Annotated in this window: 15 protein-coding genes; 5 read left to right on the top strand and 10 right to left on the bottom strand. The window is 65.9% G+C overall.

The annotated features are described in order from the left end of the window. Positions 1-4 precede the first annotated feature (4 nt). Genes MRBLMU1_RS26210 through MRBLMU1_RS26195 form a run of 4 tightly spaced genes read right to left on the bottom strand, consistent with a single transcriptional unit; the run spans position 5 to position 3276 of the window. A complete protein-coding gene (locus tag MRBLMU1_RS26210) occupies positions 5-1264 on the bottom strand; it encodes a glycosyltransferase (RefSeq protein ID WP_363507973.1) in 1260 nt (419 codons plus the stop codon). A gap of 9 nt (positions 1265-1273) precedes the next feature. Further along, a complete protein-coding gene (locus tag MRBLMU1_RS26205) occupies positions 1274-1813 on the bottom strand; it encodes a TIGR00730 family Rossman fold protein (RefSeq protein WP_363507970.1) in 540 nt (179 codons plus the stop codon). After that, positions 1810-2595 carry a hypothetical protein gene (locus MRBLMU1_RS26200; protein ID WP_363507967.1) on the bottom strand — a complete coding sequence of 262 codons (786 nt, stop codon included), beginning with the start codon at positions 2593-2595 and terminating at the stop codon, positions 1810-1812. Before MRBLMU1_RS26200 ends, MRBLMU1_RS26205 begins: the two co-directional genes overlap by 4 nt. A 15-nt stretch (positions 2596-2610) precedes the next feature. Next, on the bottom strand, positions 2611-3276 hold the full coding sequence (locus MRBLMU1_RS26195; protein ID WP_090320420.1) for a TetR/AcrR family transcriptional regulator: 666 nt from the start codon (positions 3274-3276) through the stop codon (positions 2611-2613). A 591-nt stretch (positions 3277-3867) separates the two neighbouring features. Between MRBLMU1_RS26195 and MRBLMU1_RS26190 the strand changes: the two genes are divergently transcribed. From MRBLMU1_RS26190 to MRBLMU1_RS26170, 5 genes are all read left to right on the top strand, one after another. After that, positions 3868-4371: a hypothetical protein gene (locus MRBLMU1_RS26190; protein ID WP_363507964.1), complete on the top strand. Its 504-nt coding sequence runs from the start codon at positions 3868-3870 to the stop codon at positions 4369-4371. Between the two features lie 27 nt (positions 4372-4398). Then, complete coding sequence (locus MRBLMU1_RS26185; RefSeq protein ID WP_363507961.1) at positions 4399-5418, top strand: M91 family zinc metallopeptidase; 1020 nt, start codon at positions 4399-4401, stop codon at positions 5416-5418. Positions 5419-5497: 79 nt separating this feature from the next. After that, a complete protein-coding gene (locus MRBLMU1_RS26180) occupies positions 5498-7732 on the top strand; it encodes a type I secretion system permease/ATPase (RefSeq protein WP_363507958.1) in 2235 nt (744 codons plus the stop codon). Then, positions 7729-9093, top strand: a complete 1365-nt coding sequence (locus MRBLMU1_RS26175; RefSeq protein WP_363507956.1) for an HlyD family type I secretion periplasmic adaptor subunit — start codon at positions 7729-7731, stop codon at positions 9091-9093. Before MRBLMU1_RS26180 ends, MRBLMU1_RS26175 begins: the two co-directional genes overlap by 4 nt. Beyond that, complete coding sequence (locus MRBLMU1_RS26170; RefSeq protein ID WP_363507953.1) at positions 9083-10546, top strand: TolC family protein; 1464 nt, start codon at positions 9083-9085, stop codon at positions 10544-10546. Before MRBLMU1_RS26175 ends, MRBLMU1_RS26170 begins: the two co-directional genes overlap by 11 nt. A gap of 59 nt (positions 10547-10605) precedes the next feature. Here the strand turns inward: MRBLMU1_RS26170 and MRBLMU1_RS26165 are convergent, their stop codons facing one another. The 6 genes from MRBLMU1_RS26165 to MRBLMU1_RS26140 all read right to left on the bottom strand — a co-directional run bounded on the left by MRBLMU1_RS26165 (position 10606) and on the right by MRBLMU1_RS26140 (position 19832). Further along, positions 10606-11061 (bottom strand): transporter substrate-binding domain-containing protein, encoded by a 456-nt coding sequence (locus tag MRBLMU1_RS26165; RefSeq protein WP_363507950.1) that lies wholly within the window; start codon positions 11059-11061, stop codon positions 10606-10608. Between the two features lie 352 nt (positions 11062-11413). Beyond that, positions 11414-15082, bottom strand: a complete 3669-nt coding sequence (locus MRBLMU1_RS26160; protein WP_363507948.1) for an EAL domain-containing protein — start codon at positions 15080-15082, stop codon at positions 11414-11416. Between the two features lie 16 nt (positions 15083-15098). After that, entirely contained in the window at positions 15099-16580 is a 1482-nt protein-coding gene (locus tag MRBLMU1_RS26155) for a PAS domain-containing sensor histidine kinase (protein ID WP_363507945.1), read from the bottom strand. A 71-nt stretch (positions 16581-16651) separates the two neighbouring features. Continuing rightward, positions 16652-17590: an esterase/lipase family protein gene (locus tag MRBLMU1_RS26150; protein ID WP_363507942.1), complete on the bottom strand. Its 939-nt coding sequence runs from the start codon at positions 17588-17590 to the stop codon at positions 16652-16654. Positions 17591-17682: 92 nt separating this feature from the next. Further along, positions 17683-19311 (bottom strand): GMC family oxidoreductase, encoded by a 1629-nt coding sequence (locus tag MRBLMU1_RS26145; RefSeq protein WP_363507939.1) that lies wholly within the window; start codon positions 19309-19311, stop codon positions 17683-17685. After that, a complete protein-coding gene (locus MRBLMU1_RS26140) occupies positions 19308-19832 on the bottom strand; it encodes a hypothetical protein (RefSeq protein WP_363507936.1) in 525 nt (174 codons plus the stop codon). The genes MRBLMU1_RS26145 and MRBLMU1_RS26140 overlap by 4 nt, the downstream gene beginning before the upstream one ends. Positions 19833-19886 lie beyond the last annotated feature (54 nt).

Here is a 19886-nt window from a genome sequence, read left to right as displayed (position 1 = left end):
TAATTCATTCCACCGCCAGCGCCTCGATCAGGTCGGCGATCTGTTCGGCCGGCGCGCGTTCGGACGCCAGCTTGGCGGCCAGCGCCGCGCAGGCGCCGGCCACCTCCGGCCGGTTCAGCAGGTCCGACAGCGCGGCGGTCCAGGCGTCGAGCGGCGCGTCGGGCTTGACCATCGCGCCGACGCCGAGGCGCGCCAGGCGCATGCCGTTGTCGGGCTGGTCGTACGAGAACGGCACGACCAGCTGCGGCCGGCCCGCCGCCATCACCGTGGCGCTGGTGCCGATGCCGCCGTGGTGGACGAACACCGCCACGCGCGGCGCCAGCGCGTCGAACGGCGCGTACGGCACGTGGTGCACAAACGCCGGCAACACCGCCGGCAGCTGGTCGCGGAACGTCGTGATCACCACCACCCGCTGTTGCAAGGCTTCGGCCGCCGCGATCGCACGTTCGATGAAGCCGCGGCCGTGCGCCATCGCCGAACCGGGCGTGACGGCGATCGGCGCGGGGCCGGCGTCGAGGAAGCGCCGCAGCTCCTCGCCGAGCGCGTCGTCCGGCGCGGCCGGCAGGCGCGGGAAGCCGGTGCACACGGTGTTCGGCGGCCAGTCGGCCTGCGGCGCGGCGAACCAGTCGGGAAAGGCGCAGATGACGCGCTGCGGCGAATGCAGCCAATGGCTCATCACGCGCCGCACCGGCGACAGGCCGAGCGAGGCGCGCAGGCGGTTGATTTCGGGACGCACGGCGGGATCGATGACCAGGCGCTCGATCAGGGCCAGCACGCCGCGCACGAACCATGGCGGCATCCGCGCCAGCCATTCCAGCCCGGCGCGCGCGGCGGGATCGTGGGCGGAAAAGAAGCACGACGGCGCCAGATGCACCGTGGCCAGCGGCACGCCCTTGGCTTCCTGCAAAATTCGGCCGGTCATCGCCAGCGTGCTGGCCACGATCACCGTCGGCCGTTGTTCGACCAGCGCCAGCTGCCGCGCATACGACGGGGCGAAATGCCTGGCCATGTACTTCCAGATTGTAAACAGCCCCTTCTGCGGATGCCACAGGTCGGGGTCGTACACCAATTCGTCGAGCTCGGCCTGGCTCAGGCCGGAGGCGAAGTCCATGCCGGCGCGCTCGATCCGCGCCTTGAAATTATCGGAGGCGACCAGGGTGACGTCGTAGCCGCGCCGCAGCAGGGCCTGGCCGATGACGATGAAGGGATAGACGTCGCCGGCGCTGCCGGCGGCGAGGATGAGGATGTGGCGCGCGGCGGCCATGCGTGAAGGCTAGGCCTTCAGCAGTTTCAGCAGCGCCTGCGGATCGGTCTCGGACATCATCAGCGCCGCGTGCTGTGGGCGGATGAAGCCCTGCGCGCTGGCGTGGGCGATGAAGTCGATCAAGCCGTCGTAGAAGCCGTCGACGTTGAGCAGGCCGATCGGCTTGGCGTGGATGCCCAGTTGCGACCAGGTCAGCATCTCGAACAATTCCTCCAAGGTGCCCATGCCGCCGGGCATGGCGATGAAGCCGTCCGACAGGCTGGCCATCATGGCCTTGCGCTCGTGCATGTCCTTGACGATGAACTGGCGCGTCAGGCCGGTGTGGCCCACTTCGCGCTCGACCAGCGCGGTGGGGATCACGCCGGTGGCCTCGCCGCCGACCCGCAGCACCTCGTCGGCGATGATGCCCATCAATCCGACGTTGCCGCCACCGTACACCAGCGCCAGGTTTTGATCGACCAGCGCCCGGCCCAGCGCGCGCGCCGCCTCGGCGTACACGGGGCTGACGCCCGCGTTGGCGCCGCAATACACACAAATCGTCTTCGTCACTGCTGCTTTTCCTCCATGAGTTCCTGTCGCGCGGCCTCGACATCGAGCCGCTCCATCGCGTCGCGCGGGGCCAGGCGCGCGGCCTGTTCCAGCAAGGCCGTCGCGTCGGCCATTTTCTTTTTACCGTCGAGCATCGCCAGCGCGTGGCCGTACTGGATGCGCGCGATCGCCGAATCGGGATCGAGCCGCAGCGCGGTCTCGAAGTGGCGGTAGCCCTCCTCCTTCTTGACGCCGTAGGTCAGGCCGCCGATCATGGCGCCGACCTTGTCGACGATTTCGGTGTGATAGACGCCCAGGCCGACGTGGGCGTCGGCGCGCGCCGGCGCCAGCTGGACCGTTTTTTCCAGGCTGGCGCGCACGCGCGGGCCAAGCCCCTGGGCCAGCGCCTTGACCACCGAGATGCCCTCGGCATAGTAGCCCAGCGCGTAGGCGTGCCAGTAATAGCCCGCCGGGTTGCCGGGCTGCTCGCGCTGCTGGCGTTCGCAGCGCTCGGCCACGCACTCGAAGGTGGCGATGCGCTTCTTGACGCTGGTTTCCAGATACTGGGCGTAGATGCAGATCGCCTTGTGCGCGACCGAGTAGCCGTTCACGCCGACGTCCAGCCCCAGCCGCGCGGCGCGCTCGAACTCGCCGGCATGGAAGGCGATCCACGCCTGCAGCAGCGCCGGATTGGCCGGAAACGGCTCCAGGTCGCCGCTATGCAGCGCCGGCCAGGCGGCCCTCAGGCCCTCCGGCGTGTAGCGGTAGGCGGGATCGGGATAAGGGAAAGGGGTCCAGGCCATGGTGTCTCCGTCGGCTCACTTGAGCTTCTTCAGGTATTCTTCGGACAGTTTCTGGAACAGCAAACTGGTCTCATTGCGCAGATACGGCCCGATCTGCGACAGCACCTGGTAACAGCCGCGCGCCAGCGCGTCGGCCATCGACTGCTGCTCGCTGTATTTGCGCGGGTTGCGCACGTACTCGTACGACAGCCAGTACGTCGCCACCACCACCATGTTGGTGGCCATGGCGTCGATGGCGGCGTCCGACGCCTCCAGCGATTTTTCGCTGCGCAAGTCCTCGCACAGCTGCTTGGCGACCTTGATCTTGTGCGCCAGGATCTGCTTGAAGTGCAGCTCCAGCTTGCGGTTGCGCGACAGCAGGTCGTTGAGGTCGCGGTAGAAGAAGCGGTAGCGCCAGATCAGCTCGAACATCAGGTGCAGGTACATCCAGACGTCGTCGATGTTCGAGCGGCGCCCGTTGGGCACGGTCAGGATGCGTTCGATCTCGGCCTCGAACTGGACGAAGATCGAGTTGACGATGTCGTCCTTATTGCGGAAATGGTAATACAGGTTCCCGGGAGAGATGTTCATCTCCTCGGCGATCACGGTGGTGGTGATGTTGGGTTCGCCGAACTCGTTAAACAACCGCAAGGACAGTTCCAGTATGCGTTCACGGGTGCGACGGGGTGCTTTTTGTTGCATAGCGAGGATCTCTGTTTATTCTCATGCAAGCATAACACCTCTGCGGCCCAAGTGAGAACACCGGGATGGTTTAAACGTAAATGAGGGGGGATGGGAGCAAGATAGGCGCTTGATCTTCGGCGAAAGACGGCCCACGGGCGTGCAGCACGCATTTCGGCTACGCCCCGCACGTCCACGGCCGCCGTGCGCCGACCGATTGAATCAGCTCGCCCAACCCGCCACATCACCACGGTCTCTGCCGCGCCAGCCCTCCCTTTTTATCCACCTGTTAATCAGCCAAGACCAACCAATAGTGCTTTTTTAAAAAAACCCGCAAGTAAACATCCACATTGGATATTCATTTTAACGTTGCATCCCGCCCCCCTGAAGACGCAATTTAATGTAACATTATGTGAATAAATACAATATTTATACAATAGTAAACTGGACACTGAGCCCTCCGCTGTCTAATATCCAGTCACACATGAATATCTAGCCGCGATTAAATGCCTCTTAATCCGTCAAAATTTCCTGCCGTCCTGGACGGCAGAATATGACTGCGAGAATCAATACTTTCCAATGTGACCGTATCAACCAAACATCCGGATAAATATGAAAAGATTATTGCCCCTTTTACTTGCAGTGACATGTATATATTCACCGTGCAACGCTGCGGAAGATAGTTCGCCGGTTGAGAGCGCGAGGTTGCCGGTAGCGGCGGATGTGACTTTCGTTGGCACCGGATTATCTTTTGGAACACAGATTACCGCTGCGATCTTGCAGAAGATCGGCTGCACCTATGCGATACGTGATTCTGAAACATCGTCAAAACTATTGAAATTGGTTAGTGCGGCGCGTGATATATCGCAGGCCGACGTCGATTCCCGACAAAAATTTGAAGTCAGAAACAAGATCGTATTTCATTTCAAAGACACCAACGATATCTCGGTGGAATTCAGTCAGAAATTCCTCAACCAGTCCTACCTGAAGGGAAACTGGAATTCAACACCCGTCCATCTGCGAAATGATCTGGTGGAGGAAGTCCATGCGACCGTCAAAGAATCTGCGGCGCAGCAGCTGAATAAGGACGCGCCGAAGTCTTGCGGCATTTTCTAATTTTTATCAACACTACCTGGAGAAGTCATGCCAATTACGGGTGTATTTAATTCTGTTTCCAACGCCAGCGGCGCCGACCTGCAAAAACTTCAAAGTGCCTTGAGTTATGGGAGCCAAAATTCGCAAGGAACCCAATTAATCAGCGATACCAGCGCCCAGCATGCGGATCTGGTCATCAACCACAATGGCATTAACCAAACTGTGCAAGACTCGGACGGGCACATGACCATCAGCTGGGATCCAGATACAGCGATCGCGGTGACAGATGCCAACGGCAACATCTCCAACTATGAATCCCCGGCTGCCAATTTGTTCCACGAGATGTCTCATGCAAACGATCCCTATCTCTGGCTTGATGTGCAAATAGCAGATCCTCAATACGACAACCTTGCGGACAAGATGGCTATCGAGAGGACCAATTCCATCGTCACCCCTCTTGGCGAGGAAGGGCGCACAAACCATTCTGGAGGCTATGTGCAGGTGGCCAATCCCACGGAACATACCGCCGGCGGCCAGTGGATTGAAATAGGATCAGACGGTCAAACCAAGTCCTCCACCCAGCCCGATGGTTTCGGTGATGACTGGAGCGGTTCCGGTAGCACGCCGGTTGGTTCGGGCGGGGCGTCGGATGGTGGCGGGGATGGCGGCGGCGCCGATGGCGATGGCGGTAGCGAAGGCGGCAGCGACGGAGGCGGTGGCGGCGACGGTGGCGGCGGTGGTGGTGGCGGCGGCGGCGGCGGCGGTGATCTCGGCCCCATCAATGAAGACAGCGTCAATCCGACATCTCGTCTGGACACCGCCAAGCTGGACAAAGCCCATGCCTTGACCGGCAACGGGTTGACGACGACCGCCAACGCGTCGTCGCTGTCGACGCCCGCCGGCTTGCAGGCGTCGAGCCTGCGCGGGGCCAGCCAGCTAATACAGTCCATGGCCAGCTTCGGCGCCCCCTCCGGCGCGCTCAACGAGGAACACGGCGTCGCCGGCCGGATCCATGCTGCCGAGATGGGCCTGACCGCAGGGCGCCATCCGAGCCGCATGCTGGCTTAACGGCCAGGATTACCGCGTTGGCGGCGTGCGGGCGCATCGCTGCCCGCGCCTCACGCCGCCTTCCCGTTTTTAAGAACGCATGACTTCCACATTCCCCTCCGGTCACCCGGCCATCGGCGATCCGCGCCAGGCCAGCGACCTTCCCGCGCCGGCCGACACCGGCCTGGAGTCGCTGCTGACCATGGCGGCCCTGCATGGTGTCGCGGCGGAAGCCGCCACCTTGTTGCATCAGTTCGGCGCCTGCGTCGACACCCAGGTGATCCTGCTGGCGGCGCGCAGCCTGGGCTTCAAAGCCGGGCTGGTAAGGCAAGACGTCGCGCGCTTGGACAAGGCGCCGCTGCCGGCGATCGCGCGCCATCGCGACGGACGGTTTTTCATCGTCGCGCGCTACCAAGCCGGCGCCGATCACCACACCGCCACCGTGCTAATGCAGCATGCCGGCGCGGCGCCCGTGGTCTGTTCCGTCGCCGACTTGCTGGCGCAATGGACCGGCGACCTGATTTTCCTCACCAGCAAAGCCAGCTACGCCGGCGCGATGGCCAAATTCGACTTCAGCTGGTTCATTCCGGCCGTCATCAAATACCGCCGGCTGCTTGGCGAAGTGCTGCTGATCTCGCTGGTGCTGCAATTGATCGGACTGGCGACACCGCTGTTCTTTCAAGTCGTGATGGACAAGGTGCTGGTCAACCACGCGCTGCAAACGCTCAACGTCATCGCGCTGGGGCTCGTCTGCGCGGTGATTTTCGAAGCCGTTCTGAACGGTATCCGTACCTATGTGTTTGCGATGACTAGCAGCAAAATCGATGTCGAGCTCGGCGCGCGCCTGTTCCAGCATTTGCTGGCGTTGCCGATCGCTTACTTCGAGGCGCGCCGCGTCGGCGATTCGGTGGCGCGGGTGCGCGAACTGGAAAACATCCGCGCCTTCTTGACCAGCAACGCGATGTCCTTGCTGATGGACGTGTTGTTCTCGTTCGTGTTCCTGGGCGTGATGCTGCTTTACAGCCCGCTGTTGACCCTGGTCGTGGCCGCGTCCATTCCTGTCTATTTCATCTTATCGCTGGTGTTCACGCCGATGTTGCGCGCGCGACTGGATGAAAAGTTCAACCGCAGCGCCGAGAACCAATCCTTTCTGGTCGAAACCATCGGTGGCATCCATACCGTCAAGGCATTGGCGGTTGAGCCCCGCTGGCAACAAAAATGGGAGCAGCAGTTGGCCGCCTACGTCAGCGCCGCCCTGTCGGCCACCAACATCGGCTTGCTTGCCAGCGGCGGCGTGACGCTCACCAGCAAGCTGGTCACAGCGGGCATCATGTGGCTGGGCGCCGGTCAGGTGCTCGACGGCCATCTGTCGGTGGGGGAACTGGTGGCGTTCAACATGCTGGCCAGCCAGCTGGCCTCGCCGGTGCTGCGTCTGGCGCAACTGTGGAACGATTTCCAGCAGGTCGGCATCTCGATGGCGCGCCTCGGCGACATCCTCGATGCGCGCACTGAAAGCGCGGCGCAGTCATCCAGTATGCCCACCGTTGAGGGCGCCATCGTGTTCGACCATATCTCGTTCCGGTATCGACCGGATACGCCCGACATCATTCGTGGCCTACAGTTGAGCATCGCACCGGGCGAGGTGATCGGCATCGTTGGCCGCTCGGGCTCGGGCAAAAGCACGTTGACCAAGCTGGCACAGCGGCTCTATCTGCCGGACCGGGGACGGGTACTGATCGATGGTCATGACATCGCGATCGCCGACGTCGCCGCGCTGCGCCACCAGATCGGCGTGGTGTTGCAGGAAAACGTGTTGTTCTCGCGCAGCATCCGCGACAACATCGCCGTCCACAATCCCGCGCTGCCGCTGGAGCGAGTGATCGCCGCCGCCAAGCTGGCCGGCGCCCACGAGTTCATCTGCGAGCTGCCGCTGGGCTATGACACCAGGATCGGCGAGCACGGAACCGGCCTGTCGGGCGGTCAGCGCCAGCGTCTCGCCATCGCCCGCGCGCTGATCGGCAATCCGCGGATATTGATTTTCGACGAGGCGACCAGCGCGTTGGACTATGAGTCGGAACGCGTCATCCAGGACAATATGAGCGCGATTTGCCAGGACCGCACCGTGTTGATCATCGCCCACCGCCTGTCCGCCGTGCGCCAGGCCGACCGCATCGTGGTGATGGAACGCGGCCAGATCGCGGAACTTGGCAGCCACGACGAGTTGATGCGAAACAGCGGCGGCATTTACCACCACCTGTTCCAGCTGCAAACGAGTCCTCCGGGCATGCCGCGTCCGCCGGCCCGGACGGCGCCGGCGGACGGGAGGGCGGCGTGATCGACCGGCATCGCCTCGGCGCCTGGCGCGCCTTGTGGAAGCGTTACGTGGCGGTGTGGCGGGAGGCATGGCGCCGGCGCCCCGCGCTCGACGCCCACCTGCTGCGTGAACACGAGGCCGCCTATTTGCCGGCCGCGCTGTCGCTCCAGGCCAGTCCGATCTCGGCGACGGCGCGGCGCACCGCCGCCGTGCTGATCGCGCTGGTAACGCTGCTGCTGTCCTGGTCGGTGTTCGGGCATGTCGATATCGTTGTCAACGCCGCCGGCAAGATCATTCCCAGCGGCCGTATCAAGTCGATCGCCGCCGTCGAAGTGGCCAGCGTCAAGGCGCTGCACGTGATCGAGGGGCAGCGGGTCAAGGCCGGCCAACTACTGGTCGAGCTCGACACAAGCGCCAGCGACGCCGAACGGGACAAGGCTCAGGGCGACCATGATGTCGCGGTGCTGGAGGCGGCCAGGGCGCAGGCGCTGATCGCCGCGTTGGCCGACGGCAAACCGCCACGCCTGCCGTCGGCCGGTGCCTTGCGCGCGCTCGGCGCGACGCTCGGCGACGCTGAATGGCAGGCCGAACAACTGCATCTGGTCAGCCAGTATCGCGATTATTGCGCGCGGCGGGGGCGGATCGACGCCACCATCGCGCATCTGAGCGAGGCGCTGGCGTTGGCCACGCGGCGGGCCGTCGATTATCAGGCGTTGCTGCAGGAACACGATGTCGCCCAGCATGCCTGGCTGGAGAAGGAGCAGGCCAGGGTCGAGCTGGCGGGGCAACTGGTCGATGCGCGGCAACAGCGCGTCGGCCTGCTGGAGGAGACGCGCCGCGTGGCCCACGACCAGCTCGCCGAGGGCTCCAAGCTCGCCGCTTCGACCCTGCAGGACGCCCGGCGCTCGGCCGCGCACAGCAAGTTGCTGAGCCTGACCGCGCCGGTCGACGGCACGGTGCAGCAGCTCGCGGTCCACACGGTCGGCGGCGTGGTGCCGGCGGCGCAGGCGCTGATGCAGATCGTCCCCGACGCGCACGCGGTGGAGGTGGAGGCCGAGCTGGAGAACCGCGACGTCGGTTTCGTGCGCGAGGGCCAACCGGCCGCCGTGAAAATCACCGCCTTCGACTACACCAAATATGGCACCGTGCCCGCCAGCGTGACGCACGTGGCACACGACGCGGTGCAGAACGAGAAGAAGGAGCTGGTCTACACGGTGAAAGTGACCTTGAGCGACACCGCGCTGGGCATCGATGGCCGGCGGGTGGCGCTGGCGCCGGGCATGTCGGTGGAGGTCGGCATCAAGACCGGCGAACGGCGCCTGATCGAATATGTGCTGTCACCATTGCTGCGCCACCAACACGAGGCGCTGCATGAACGCTAGCGGCGGCGCCCGACGGCCACTGGCGGCGTTGGCGCTGGCGCTGCCCTGCCTGGCGGCGGCGTCCGGCCTGGATTTTTCGCCGCTCAGCGCCGATCCGCTGGGCATCGGCTTGGCACGCCCCGGTGCGCTATTGCCCGGCGACACACTGCAGCGGCCGTGCGACGCGGGCGCGGCGCCGCGCCAGCCGGTCGGCGTGGTCGAGGCGGTCGACGTGGCGATGTGCAACAACCCGCAATTGCGCGCGGCGTGGGCCGCCGTCAAGCAACAGGCCGGCGCGCTGGGCGAGGCCCGCGCGGCCTATCTGCCCACGCTCTCGCTCAGCGTCAACCGCCTGCGCACCGACAGCCATACCGGTGGCCAGGCCGAGATCGTCACCGGCAACACGCTGTACGGGGCGCTGAGCTGGCAGATCTACGACTTCGGCCAGCGCGCGGCCAACGAGCAGGCGGCCGACGGTTTGCTGCGGGCGGCGCTGGCCAGCAACGACGCGGCGCTGCAGAAAAATCTGGCCGATACGATCCAGGCGTATTTCGACGCGCAAAGCGCGCGCGCCACCTGGCGCGCCAGGCAGCTCGGGGCGAACACCGCCGCCGCCACGCTGGCGAGCGCGCGGCGGCGCGAGTCGAGCGGCCTGCTGGCACGCAGCGACCGTCTGCAGGCGGCCACCGCGCTGGCGCGCGCGCAACTTGACCAGAATCGCGCTGATGGCAACTACAAAAAGGCGATGGCGCTGCTGGTCTACGTCTTGGGCTTGCCGCCGGGGAGCGATCTGGCGCTGCTTGAAGATGACGAGGACGATGGCGAGTCGGCGCTGGCCATGCAACTGGATCGGCTGGAGCAATGGCTGCGTACGGCGCAAGAGGCGCATCCGGCCATACGCGCGGCGCGGGCCGAATGGGCCGCCGCCCAAAGCCACACCGCCGCCATCCGCGCCGAGAACAAGCCCAGCGTGGCGTTGTCGGGTAATGTCTATAAGAACGGTTATCCCGGGCAAGGCGTTTCCGCCACCGCCTCGCAAGTGCGCACCGTGGGCATCGCCATCAACATTCCGCTGTTCGACGGCTACGCCCATCGTTACAAGGTGCAAGGCGCCGAGGCCCAGGCGGAGCAAAAGGAGCAGGCGCTGGCGGACACCGAACATCGCGTCCTGATGGAAGTCGTCAAGGTGCATGCCGACGCGACGGCGGCGCTGCGCAATCTGCAGGCGTCGCAAACGTTGATGGACGCCGCGCAGGAATCGATGCGCACCTACGAACGCAAATATGAACGCGGCGCTAGCGATATCGTCGAGATACTCGCGGCACAGACGGCGCTGGCGGACGCCCGGGAACAGCGCATCATCTGCGTGTCCGAATGGCGCTCGGCACGGTTGCGCCTGATGGCCGACAGCGGCGTGCTCGGACGGCATGCGATAGTGGACAGTACGCACACAGCGACGTCGCGCCAACCTTGACGCAGGCAGTGCCGCCGATGCCTATCTCAGCGGCATCAAACAGCCCGAATGCCCAGAGGTCACCGCGGCGGCGGCGCCGCCGCCACATCCGTCGGCAACTGCGCCGCCGGCAGCCACTTCTGGTGGATCTTCAGGAAGCTGCCGTCGCGCTTCATGTCGCGCAGCGCGTCGGCCCAGGCGGCGACGGTGGCCTCCGGCGTGCCCTTGGAAAAGGCGAAATAGACGCCATCGGCACTCAGGTTGAACGCCAGCTCGACCGCGTCGGGCCGGTAGCCGGCGCGCTCCATCGACGCCGGCATCAACTCCTCGGCCACGAACCAGAAGTCGAAGCGCCGGCTCATCAGCATTTTGGCGGCGGTTTCGGCGTTGGTGACCTCGTCGGTGACGTTATAGCCCATGCGGCGCGGCAGGCTGACGAAGACGGTGCTGCGCTGACCGCCGGCGCGCACCTTTTGCTGGCCCGGGTCCGCGCGCCGCAGCTGCTCCAGCCAGCCCTTGACCACGTAGGCCGACACCCGCGTGGTGAACCACCGGCCCGACGAAATCGAGGATCGCCTCGCGCTCGGGCGTGCGCACCACCGCCGCCAGCATGACGTTGGGCTCGGCCTTGGCCAGCGCGTTGGCGCGCGTCCACGGAATGATCTCCCCCGCTCGGGCCGCCCCAGCTTCTCCTGGATGCGCGCCACCAACTCGACCGCAAAGCCGTCGGGCCAGCCGTCGCGCAGGAACTGGTCGGCTTGTTTTCCATGCCGTAGATTTTCAGCGGCGCCGGCTGCGCCGCCGACGGGCCGGCACGCAGCAGCAACGACAACGCCAGGCCGGCCACCATGCGCGCGAGCTTGCCCCGTTGCGCCGGCGCGGCCATCGTCAAGCGGGGGCCTTGACCGCGTCGGCGATGCGCAGCGGGCCGTGCGCGCGGGCGTGCAGGCGGAAGCCTTCGCGGATGTTCTCGCGCAGCACCGCGCCCTTCCACGGCTTGGTGTAGAAGCGGTCGATGGCGCCGTGGTTGATGGCCGCCATGATCGGCGTCAGGTCGGCGTAGGCCGACAGCATGATGCGGAAGGTGTCCGGGCACAGGTTCTTGACCCGTTCCATGAACTCGGTGCCGCTCATCAAGGGCATGCACTGGTCGCACAGGATCACCTGCACCCGGTGCTTGGCCAGGATGTCGAAGCCCTCGGCCGCCGTCTGCGCCGTCAGGATGCGGTAGCCGTCCTGCGACAGGAAGTCGGTCAGCACGTCGAGCATGAAGGCGTCGTCGTCGACGATGAGCAGGGTCTGCTGGTCGAGCACCGTCTCGTCGACCGGTGTCTGCAGGTGGCGCCCTTCGCGCATCATCGCCTCGAACTCCTGCTCCGGCAGCGGACGGCTGAAGAAGTAGCCCTGCAGCTCGTCGCAGCCGTGCCGGCGCAGGTAGGCCAGCTGCGCGTCCTTCTCCACGCCCTCGGCGATGACCTCGAGCTTGAGGCTGTGCGCCATGTTGATGATGGCCAGCACGATGGCGGCGTCGTCCGGGTTGCTGGTGACCTCGCGCACGAAGGCGATGTCGATCTTCAATTTGTCGATCGGGAAGCGTTTCAGGTAGGCCAGCGACGAGTAGCCGGTGCCGAAGTCGTCGATCGAGATCTTGATGCCCAGCGCCTTCAGGTTCTGCAGCACGGTGATGGTCTCTTCCGCGTTCGACATCAGCGAGCTCTCGGTCAGTTCCAGCTCCAGCAGCTCGGGGGCGATGTCGTGCTCCTTGATCGCCCTGAGCACCTCCTCCTCCAGCCCGCCGACGAAGAACTGGATGCCCGAGACGTTGACCGACAGGTGCACCGCCCAGCCGTTGGCGCGGCGCCATTCGGCGATCTTGCGGCACGCCTCGTGGATCACCCACGAGCCGACCCGCACGATCAGGCCGGTCTCTTCCAGGATCGGGATGAACAGCGCCGGCGACACCATGCCATGGCCGGGCCGCTTCCAGCGGATCAACACCTCGGCGCCGCTGATGCGGCCGCTGCCGATGTTCACCTTGGGCTGGAAGTACAGCACGAACTCCTCGTTGTCGATGGCGCGCCGCAGCGCGTTCTCCAGGTCCAGCCGCGCCAGCGATTGCGCGTTCATCTCGGCCGTGAAGAAGCGGAAGGCGTCGCGCCCGGCCTCCTTGGCGCGGTACATGGCGGTGTCGGCGTACTGGATCAGGGTGTCGGGGTCGTTGCCGTCGTCGGGGAACACGGCGATGCCGATGCTGGCCGTGACCGTGACCTCGTGGCCCTTGAGGTCGAACGGCCGGCGCATCGACTCGCGGATCTTGTCGACCACGGCGATGGCGTTCTGCGCGCCCTCGGGCAGCATCAGGATGGCGGCGAACTCGTCGCCGCCGAAGCGGCCGATGGTGTCGCGCACGCGCAGGCAGTCGACCAGGCGGCTGGAGAACTGGCGCAGCAGCTCGTCGCCGATGGTGTGGCCCAGCGTGTCGTTGACGTTCTTGAAGCGGTCGACGTCGAGGAACAGCACCGCCAGCGACCATTTGTGCTCGCCCGCCTGGCGCAGCGAGTGCGTCAGCGAATCGTAGAACTGGCTGCGGTTGGGCAGGCCGGTCAGGGTGTCGAAGTGGGCCAGCTTGAGCAGGCGCTGCTCGGCCTCCTTGCGCTCGGTGATGTCGCGCGCGACCGCCACCAGGATCCAGCTCGGCCCCGAGCGCAAGGTGCGGCGCTGCACCTCGACCGCCAGCGGCTTGCCGTCGCGGCATTGCAGCAGCAGCTCGGTCATGGCGCCGCTCTGGTCGCCCGACAGCAGTTTTTCGTACAGTTCCTCGAGCTTGCGCAGGTCGCCCTCGGCCGCCACGCCCGGGCCGATCTTGAGGAAGTCCTCGCGCTCGTAGCCGAGCATGCGGCAGGCGGTGGCGTTGACGTCGACGAAGCACATGCCGGCGCGATCGACCAGGAAGATGGCGTCGGCGGTGGCGTCCATCGCCAGCCGGAAGCGGCGCAGGTCCTCGTCGAGGCGGATGCGGGCGTTCATGTCGAGCGTGAGCTGGGCGTGGTGGCGCTTGATCTCCTCGTACAGCAGCAGGTTCTCGTAGGCCACCGAGATCTGCGCGGCCACCGTGGCGGCGACGCGCTCGTCGACCTCGGAGAAGCCGTCGGCGCCGAGCTTGTCGACCAGGTAGAGCCAGCCGTGGGTGCGCTCGCGCGAGGCGATCGGCACGCCCAGGAAGGAGTGCACCGGCGGATGGCCGGCCGGCAGGCCGATGGTGGTCGGGTCGCCGTCGAGATCGTTGATGCGGCACGGCAGGCGCTGGTCGAGCAGGCCGCGCAGCACGCCGGCGCGCGGCGACTGGGCGATCTGGCGGATCGGCACGCCGGCGCCGCAGCTGGCGTAGTAACTGAGCTCGGTCGCGCCGGCCTCCAGCACGCCGATGCAGGCGTATTTGGACACGCAGATGTTCTGCGCCACGCGGCAGCCGATCTCGACGAGCGCGCGCGGGTCGCGCTCGGTGCCCAATTCGATGCCCAGCTCGATGAGCGCGGTCAGCCGCAGGCTCACCGCCTGCAGGCTCGACAGGGAGCTCGACAGCCGCTGCGTCATCAGCGACAGGTGCTCGGAGGCGCCGTCGGCCGACTCGGTCGAGCCGTTGGCGAACTGCGTGATCAGCTGGCTGCTCGATTCGAGCTCGCCCAGGTACTCGGCCACCTTGTCGTCGATGTTGTGGAAGCGCCCCTCCTGCGGCGGCTCGGGCGCGAAGGCCGGCAGGTCGTCCCCATGCCCGCCGTCGCCGTCGACGACCGCGGCCAGCCCCAGCGCCTCGTGCACGGTGCGCAGGATCACGTCCGGGTCCGACGGCTTGGGCAGCACCCAGCGCACGCCGCACGACTGCGCCACGGCCATCGCCTCGCGCTCGCGGTAGGTGGCGGTGTAGAAGATCACCGGCACGTCGGCCGTCTCCGGATTGCCGTGCATGCGGGTGACGAACTCGTAGCCGTCCATGTTGGGCATGAGGATGTCGGAGATGACCAGGTCGGGCCGCTCGGCCAGCACCATCTTCAGGCCCTCGGCGCCGTTGGAGGCCTCCAGCAGGCGATGGCCGCCGTAGCCCAGCAGGGTCATCAGGAACTCGCGGTTGAGCACGTGGTCGTCCACGATCAGGATCGTGGCGATGTCGTTTTTAGACGGGGTCGACATCTCCCCGTCCAAAAAAGACTCGATTTGCGTCACGAAGGTGTCGGGTTCGATCGGCTTGCCGATGTAGCCGTCGAAGCCCGCCTCGAGCAGGCGTTCGCGGTCGCCGACCATCGCCAGCGCCGTCACGGCCAGGGTCGGGATGTGGCGCACCGTCGCGTCGCCTTTCAACGCGGCGACCACGCCGTAGCCGTCGAGCTTGGGCAGGTGGACATCGCAGATGATCAGGTCGGGCAGCTCGCGCAGCGCGGCCGCCACGCCCGCCTCGCCGTCGATGGCCGACAGCGGCGTGTAGCCGAACGCGCGCAGCAGGTAGACCATCAACTCCATGTTGGTGGCGTTGTCTTCTATAATCAGTATACGTGCTGACACCTTGTGACTCCCCTTGTCATGACCCCAGCGGCAGCGTCAGTGTAAAAATACTGCCGACGCCATACTCGCTGTCAAACAAAATTTCCCCATGTAGCAGGGTCGCCAACTTCTGGCTCAAATGCAGGCCCAGTCCCGTGCCCTCGAACTGGCGCATCGAACTGGCTTGCAACTGCGATACCGCCTGGTGCTGCCGCCCGCCCTGACCGGCGTCGGCACCGCCATCGCTATCGCTGATGCTGATGGTGGCGCGCGCGCGCCCGTCCACCTCCGCCGTCCCCAGCCGCACCAGCACCGTGCCGCTGTCGGTGAACTTGATCGCGTTGTCGACCAGGTTCGTCAAGATCTGCTGCAGCGCGCGGCGGTCGGCCTTGACCGTCACTTCCTGTTCGGAACCCACCAGCGCCAACCCCAGTCCTTTGTTGCGCGCCTGCGGCCGCAACAACGCCAGCACCTCGTCGATCACCGGCCGGCACGGCAGCGGCACCAGCTCGAGCTCCACCTTGCCCGACTCGATCCTGGTCAAATCGAGCAGGTCGTTGATCAGCGACAGCAGGTCGCGCGCACTGCTTTGCACCATGCGCAATTGCTTGGTCTGTTCCGAATTAATGGGGCCAGGCAACTTCATCAACATAGTACCTGTAAAACCGATGATCGCGTTCAACGGCGTACGCAGCTCGTGCGACATGCCGCCGAGGAAGCGATCCTTGGTCGCGACCGCCTTCGCCAATTCGACATTCTTCTCCTGCAGCGCCAGCTCAATCCGCTTGCGCTCGCCGACGTCGCGGATCGCGCTCATGATCAAGGTGCCCTCCTCCGTCTCGATCGGGCTCAGGCTGATCTCGACGGGGAACTCGGTGCCGTCGCTGCGCAAGCCATACAGGTCGCGGCCGCTGCCCATCGGCCGCAGCGTCGGCCGAACGCCGTAGTCGTTGCGGTGGGCCCGGTGGCCGTGGCGGAAACGCGCCGGCATCAGCATCTCGAGCACCACGCCGCGCAGGGCGCCGTGCTCGTACTTGAACATCGCCTCGGCCTGGCGCGTGGCCAGCACGATGCGGCCGCTGGCGTTGGCGACGATGATCGCGTCCGGCATCAACTCCAGGATGCCGTCGAAGCGCGCCTCGACCAGCTTGGCGTCGCGCAGCACCTTGAGCGTGGTGACGTCCTTCTTGCTCCACAAAATATATTCCGGCGCGCCGGCGGCGTCGCGCAGCAGCTTGCTGGTGCTGTCGATGTACACCAGCGCGCCGTCCTTGGCGCGGCGCACCGACTCATAGCTGGCCGCGCCGTCGCCAAGCGTCTGCCGCACCACGGCGCCGCCGTCGGCCAGTCCCGGCACCTCGATCAGCTCGGCCAGCTTGCGGCCCATCGCCTCTTCGCTGCCGTAACCGAACACCCGCCGCGCGCCGCTGGTCCAGTGCACCACTTCGCCGTCGAGCCGCGTGATGACCACCGCGTCGGGGGTTTCGTCCAGGATAAGGGTGCCGAAGTCTATAGCCATCGCTCCGCCTGTTTACTGTACTTCATTCGAGTAACCATACAGCAACAAATCACGCGAAAAATCACACAAAATCACACAGGTGTTGCGGTTTTGATTTCTGACAACGCACACCGCATGATTTCCGGGTGCCGGCCCAGCGCAACATGGCCAATTGCACCAAACACGAGATTGCGCGCCCCGGGTAAAACGCTCGAATCCTGGGGCGCGACGATGTTGTCGTGGACAGAGTAAATGGACGAAAATAATTTGCGTTGCAAATCCGCCTCAGTGCCCGCGAGCGAAGCCAGCCACGCGCTGTCGCGCCGCATCTGCACGGCGTTACTTCCAGGTCCGAGGCCGGCCAGCGTGGTGCCGTGATGGGGCGTGCCGAGCGTGATCACGCGGGCGACGCGGGCGTGGCCATGGCGGCGCAGATACGCGCGCGCCACCAGCCCGCCCATGCTGTGCGCGAGCACGACGACTTGCTCGCTGCCAGTCTCGGCGCACAAGCGCTCGACGGCCGCGCGCACCTGCGGCACGAAGTCGTCGATGGAAGCGCCGGGCGGCTCCAGGTCGATGCCGTAATGGCTGATGTGCGCTTGCGTCAGCAGCTTGCTCATCGGAAGCCAGTAGCCGCTGTTGCAGGCGTAGCCGTGGATCAGCAGCACCGGCAGGCCGCGCGCGTCCGGCTGCAGGCGCAGGCCCACCGGCCGCAGCATGTAGTAGGACGATGTCAACATCGATGACAAAAATTCATGCGCGAACAGTTTGATCGCGGTCAGGGGATTGAGCGCGTGGCCGGCCGGCGTGGCGCTGCGCGCGCGCCGGCTCAAGCGGAAGTTGTTGGCGTTGATGAGCAGGCGCACCAGCAGCACGAAGGCGGCGGCGATGGCCACGCATACGAGCGCCGCGACGGGCGCGCCGACCGCCGCGCGCCAGGCTGGATGCCACCAGCGGTACAGCGACAAGGACAGCGCCAGCATCGCGCCGATCTGCACCGCCAATAGAATGATGAGGAAACGTTTGATCATGGTCTCATCATACTCCGCGATATGGACGGAGGGAGCGGGTCAAGCGAACCGAACAACGTTGACGACGTTGACCACGTCATTTCAAATGTCTGCTAACTTGCAAGCCGTTGTGCCAGACCGCTGGCCAGCCTGGCGACCACGCCATACACCGACAACTGCGGATTGGCGCCGATCGATGTAGGGAACAGCGAGCCGTCATGCACCGACACATTGCGCAGGCCGCGATAGCGGCCGTCGGCGGCGGTCACGCCCAGCCGCTCGTCGGCCGACATCGCGCAGCCGCCCATCACATGCGCCGACACCACGCGCGTGGCCAGCAACTTGAAAGGCAGTGCCGCGATCGCGGACTTGGCCTGCCGCCAGCTGGCGTACTCGCCGGCCGCCTCGTGCACCGGCATGACGGTCCTGGCGCCGGCCGCGAACTGGATCTCGGCCATGCTCAGCAAGGCGCGCCGGGCGCCGTCCCACAGGTAGTCGCCGATCGGATAGTCGAGCACCGCCGCGCCATCGCCGGACAGCGCCACGCTGCCGCCCGGCGCGTCGGCGTGGAAGCCATCGCGCAGCAGCGCCAGCAGCGCCTGCGCGTGCGGGAATTGCGCCATCATGCGCGCGTGCCGGGCGCCGAAACCGGCCATCGTGGTCGACATCAGCACCGGATGCAGCGGCGGCACCTCGAGCTTGTAGCCGACGGCGCCATCGATGGCGTCCGTGTGCAGGAAGTGGTCGGAATACACCGACTGCGGCGCGCCGGCGTACGCCTCCACGCGCTGTTCGAAGACGGCGGCCGAGACCAGGGTCGGATGCAGGAAGGTGCGCTTGCCCAGCAGGCCGTGCGGATCGGGCGCGACGGAACGCAGCAGCAGCGCCGGTGTGTTGATGGCGCCGCCGGACAGCACGAAGTGCCTGGCGCGCAAGGCGATGCGGCGCCCGGTCGGCGCCAGGCCGGCGGCGTCGAGCGCCACGCAATCGAGCTGCGCCACCTGGTCGCCCTTGATCACCAGCCGCTCGGCGCGGGCGCGCGTGAGCAGGGTCGCGCCCAGTTCCAACGCGGCCGGGATCGTGGTGACCAGCATCGACTGCTTGGCGTTGGTCGGACAGCCCATGCCGCAGTAGCCGAGGTTCCAGCAGCCGTTGACGTTGCGATGGATGATGCCGGTCGGGATGCCTAGTTTCCCCGCGCCGCGCCGCAGCACATCGTTGTTCTCGTTCGGCGGCGGCGCCCACTCGGCGATGTTGAGACGGCGCTCCATCATGGCGAACCACGGCGCCATCGACTCCGGCGTGTAGCCGTCCAGGCCGTAGTGCTTGTTCCAATACGCCAGCGTGCCGGGCGGCGTGCGGAAGCTGCTGGTCCAGTTGACCGTGGTGCTGCCGCCGACGGTGCACCCCTGCAGGATGTTGATGCCCTTGTCGCGCGTCTTGCGCGCCGCCGACTCCTGGTACAACTCCGGATAGGCGTCGGCTTCGCGCATCTTGAAATCGGTCGACGACTTCAGCGCGCCCTCCTCGACGATCAGCACGCGCAGGCCGGCGCGCGCCAGGATCTCGGCCGTCACGCCGCCGCCGGCGCCGCTGCCGACGATCACCACGTCCGCTTCCATGACCAGGTCCTCGTTCAGCCGCGCGCAGTCGGTCACGTGCCAGCCGGCGGCCAGGCCGGCGTGGATCGGATCGGGGATGGCGCCTTTCTGGCTGGCGATGGGGATGTTGGTGTTGCTCATGCCAGCTCCTTGATCGGACCGGGGTAGCCGATCGCGGGCCAGTTGGCCGGCTGCGCGTACCAGGCGCCGATGATCAGGTCGTGCAGCGCGTGGTAGGCGGTTTGCAGCGTTTGCAGGCGGTGGTGGCGCCAGCTTTGCAGGAAGGCGTCCACCGCGTCCGGCGAAGCGTGGGCCCAGCCGCCGGAGACGCCGGCCAGCAGGCGCCGCACCGGCGCCATCGAGAGCAGGCCGAACAGGTCTTGTACTTCTTTTTGCGAGGACAACGGCAGGCCGGCGATGGCGCCGGCGACGTGGTCGACGGTTTGGCGGATGGCGGCGGCGCGGGCGGCCGGTTCGGTCGGCAGCACCGGGCCGAGCATGGATGGGATCACGGCGCTGAGCAGCGTCGTGGCGGGACCGTCGAGCGCGAGGCGGTGGCCCGGCGTCGGCGCGTAGGCCAGGCGGTAGACGGCGCCGCCGGCGGCAAGTGCGATCGCCCCGGCCACGCCGATCTTGAGAAAAGATCTGCGGTTTGAATCCATCGTCCCCACCCCGTCGTTATATTTTTTATGTGCTGTGTTTGCGTGTCGCCGACA

It is taken from the genome of Burkholderia sp. LMU1-1-1.1 (genome assembly GCF_040675865.1).
Taxonomy (GTDB): Bacteria; Pseudomonadota; Gammaproteobacteria; order Burkholderiales; family Burkholderiaceae_D; genus Rugamonas.
The sequence above is the reverse complement of the archived record's forward strand: the minus strand, read 5'-3'. Positions and strand labels throughout refer to the sequence as shown.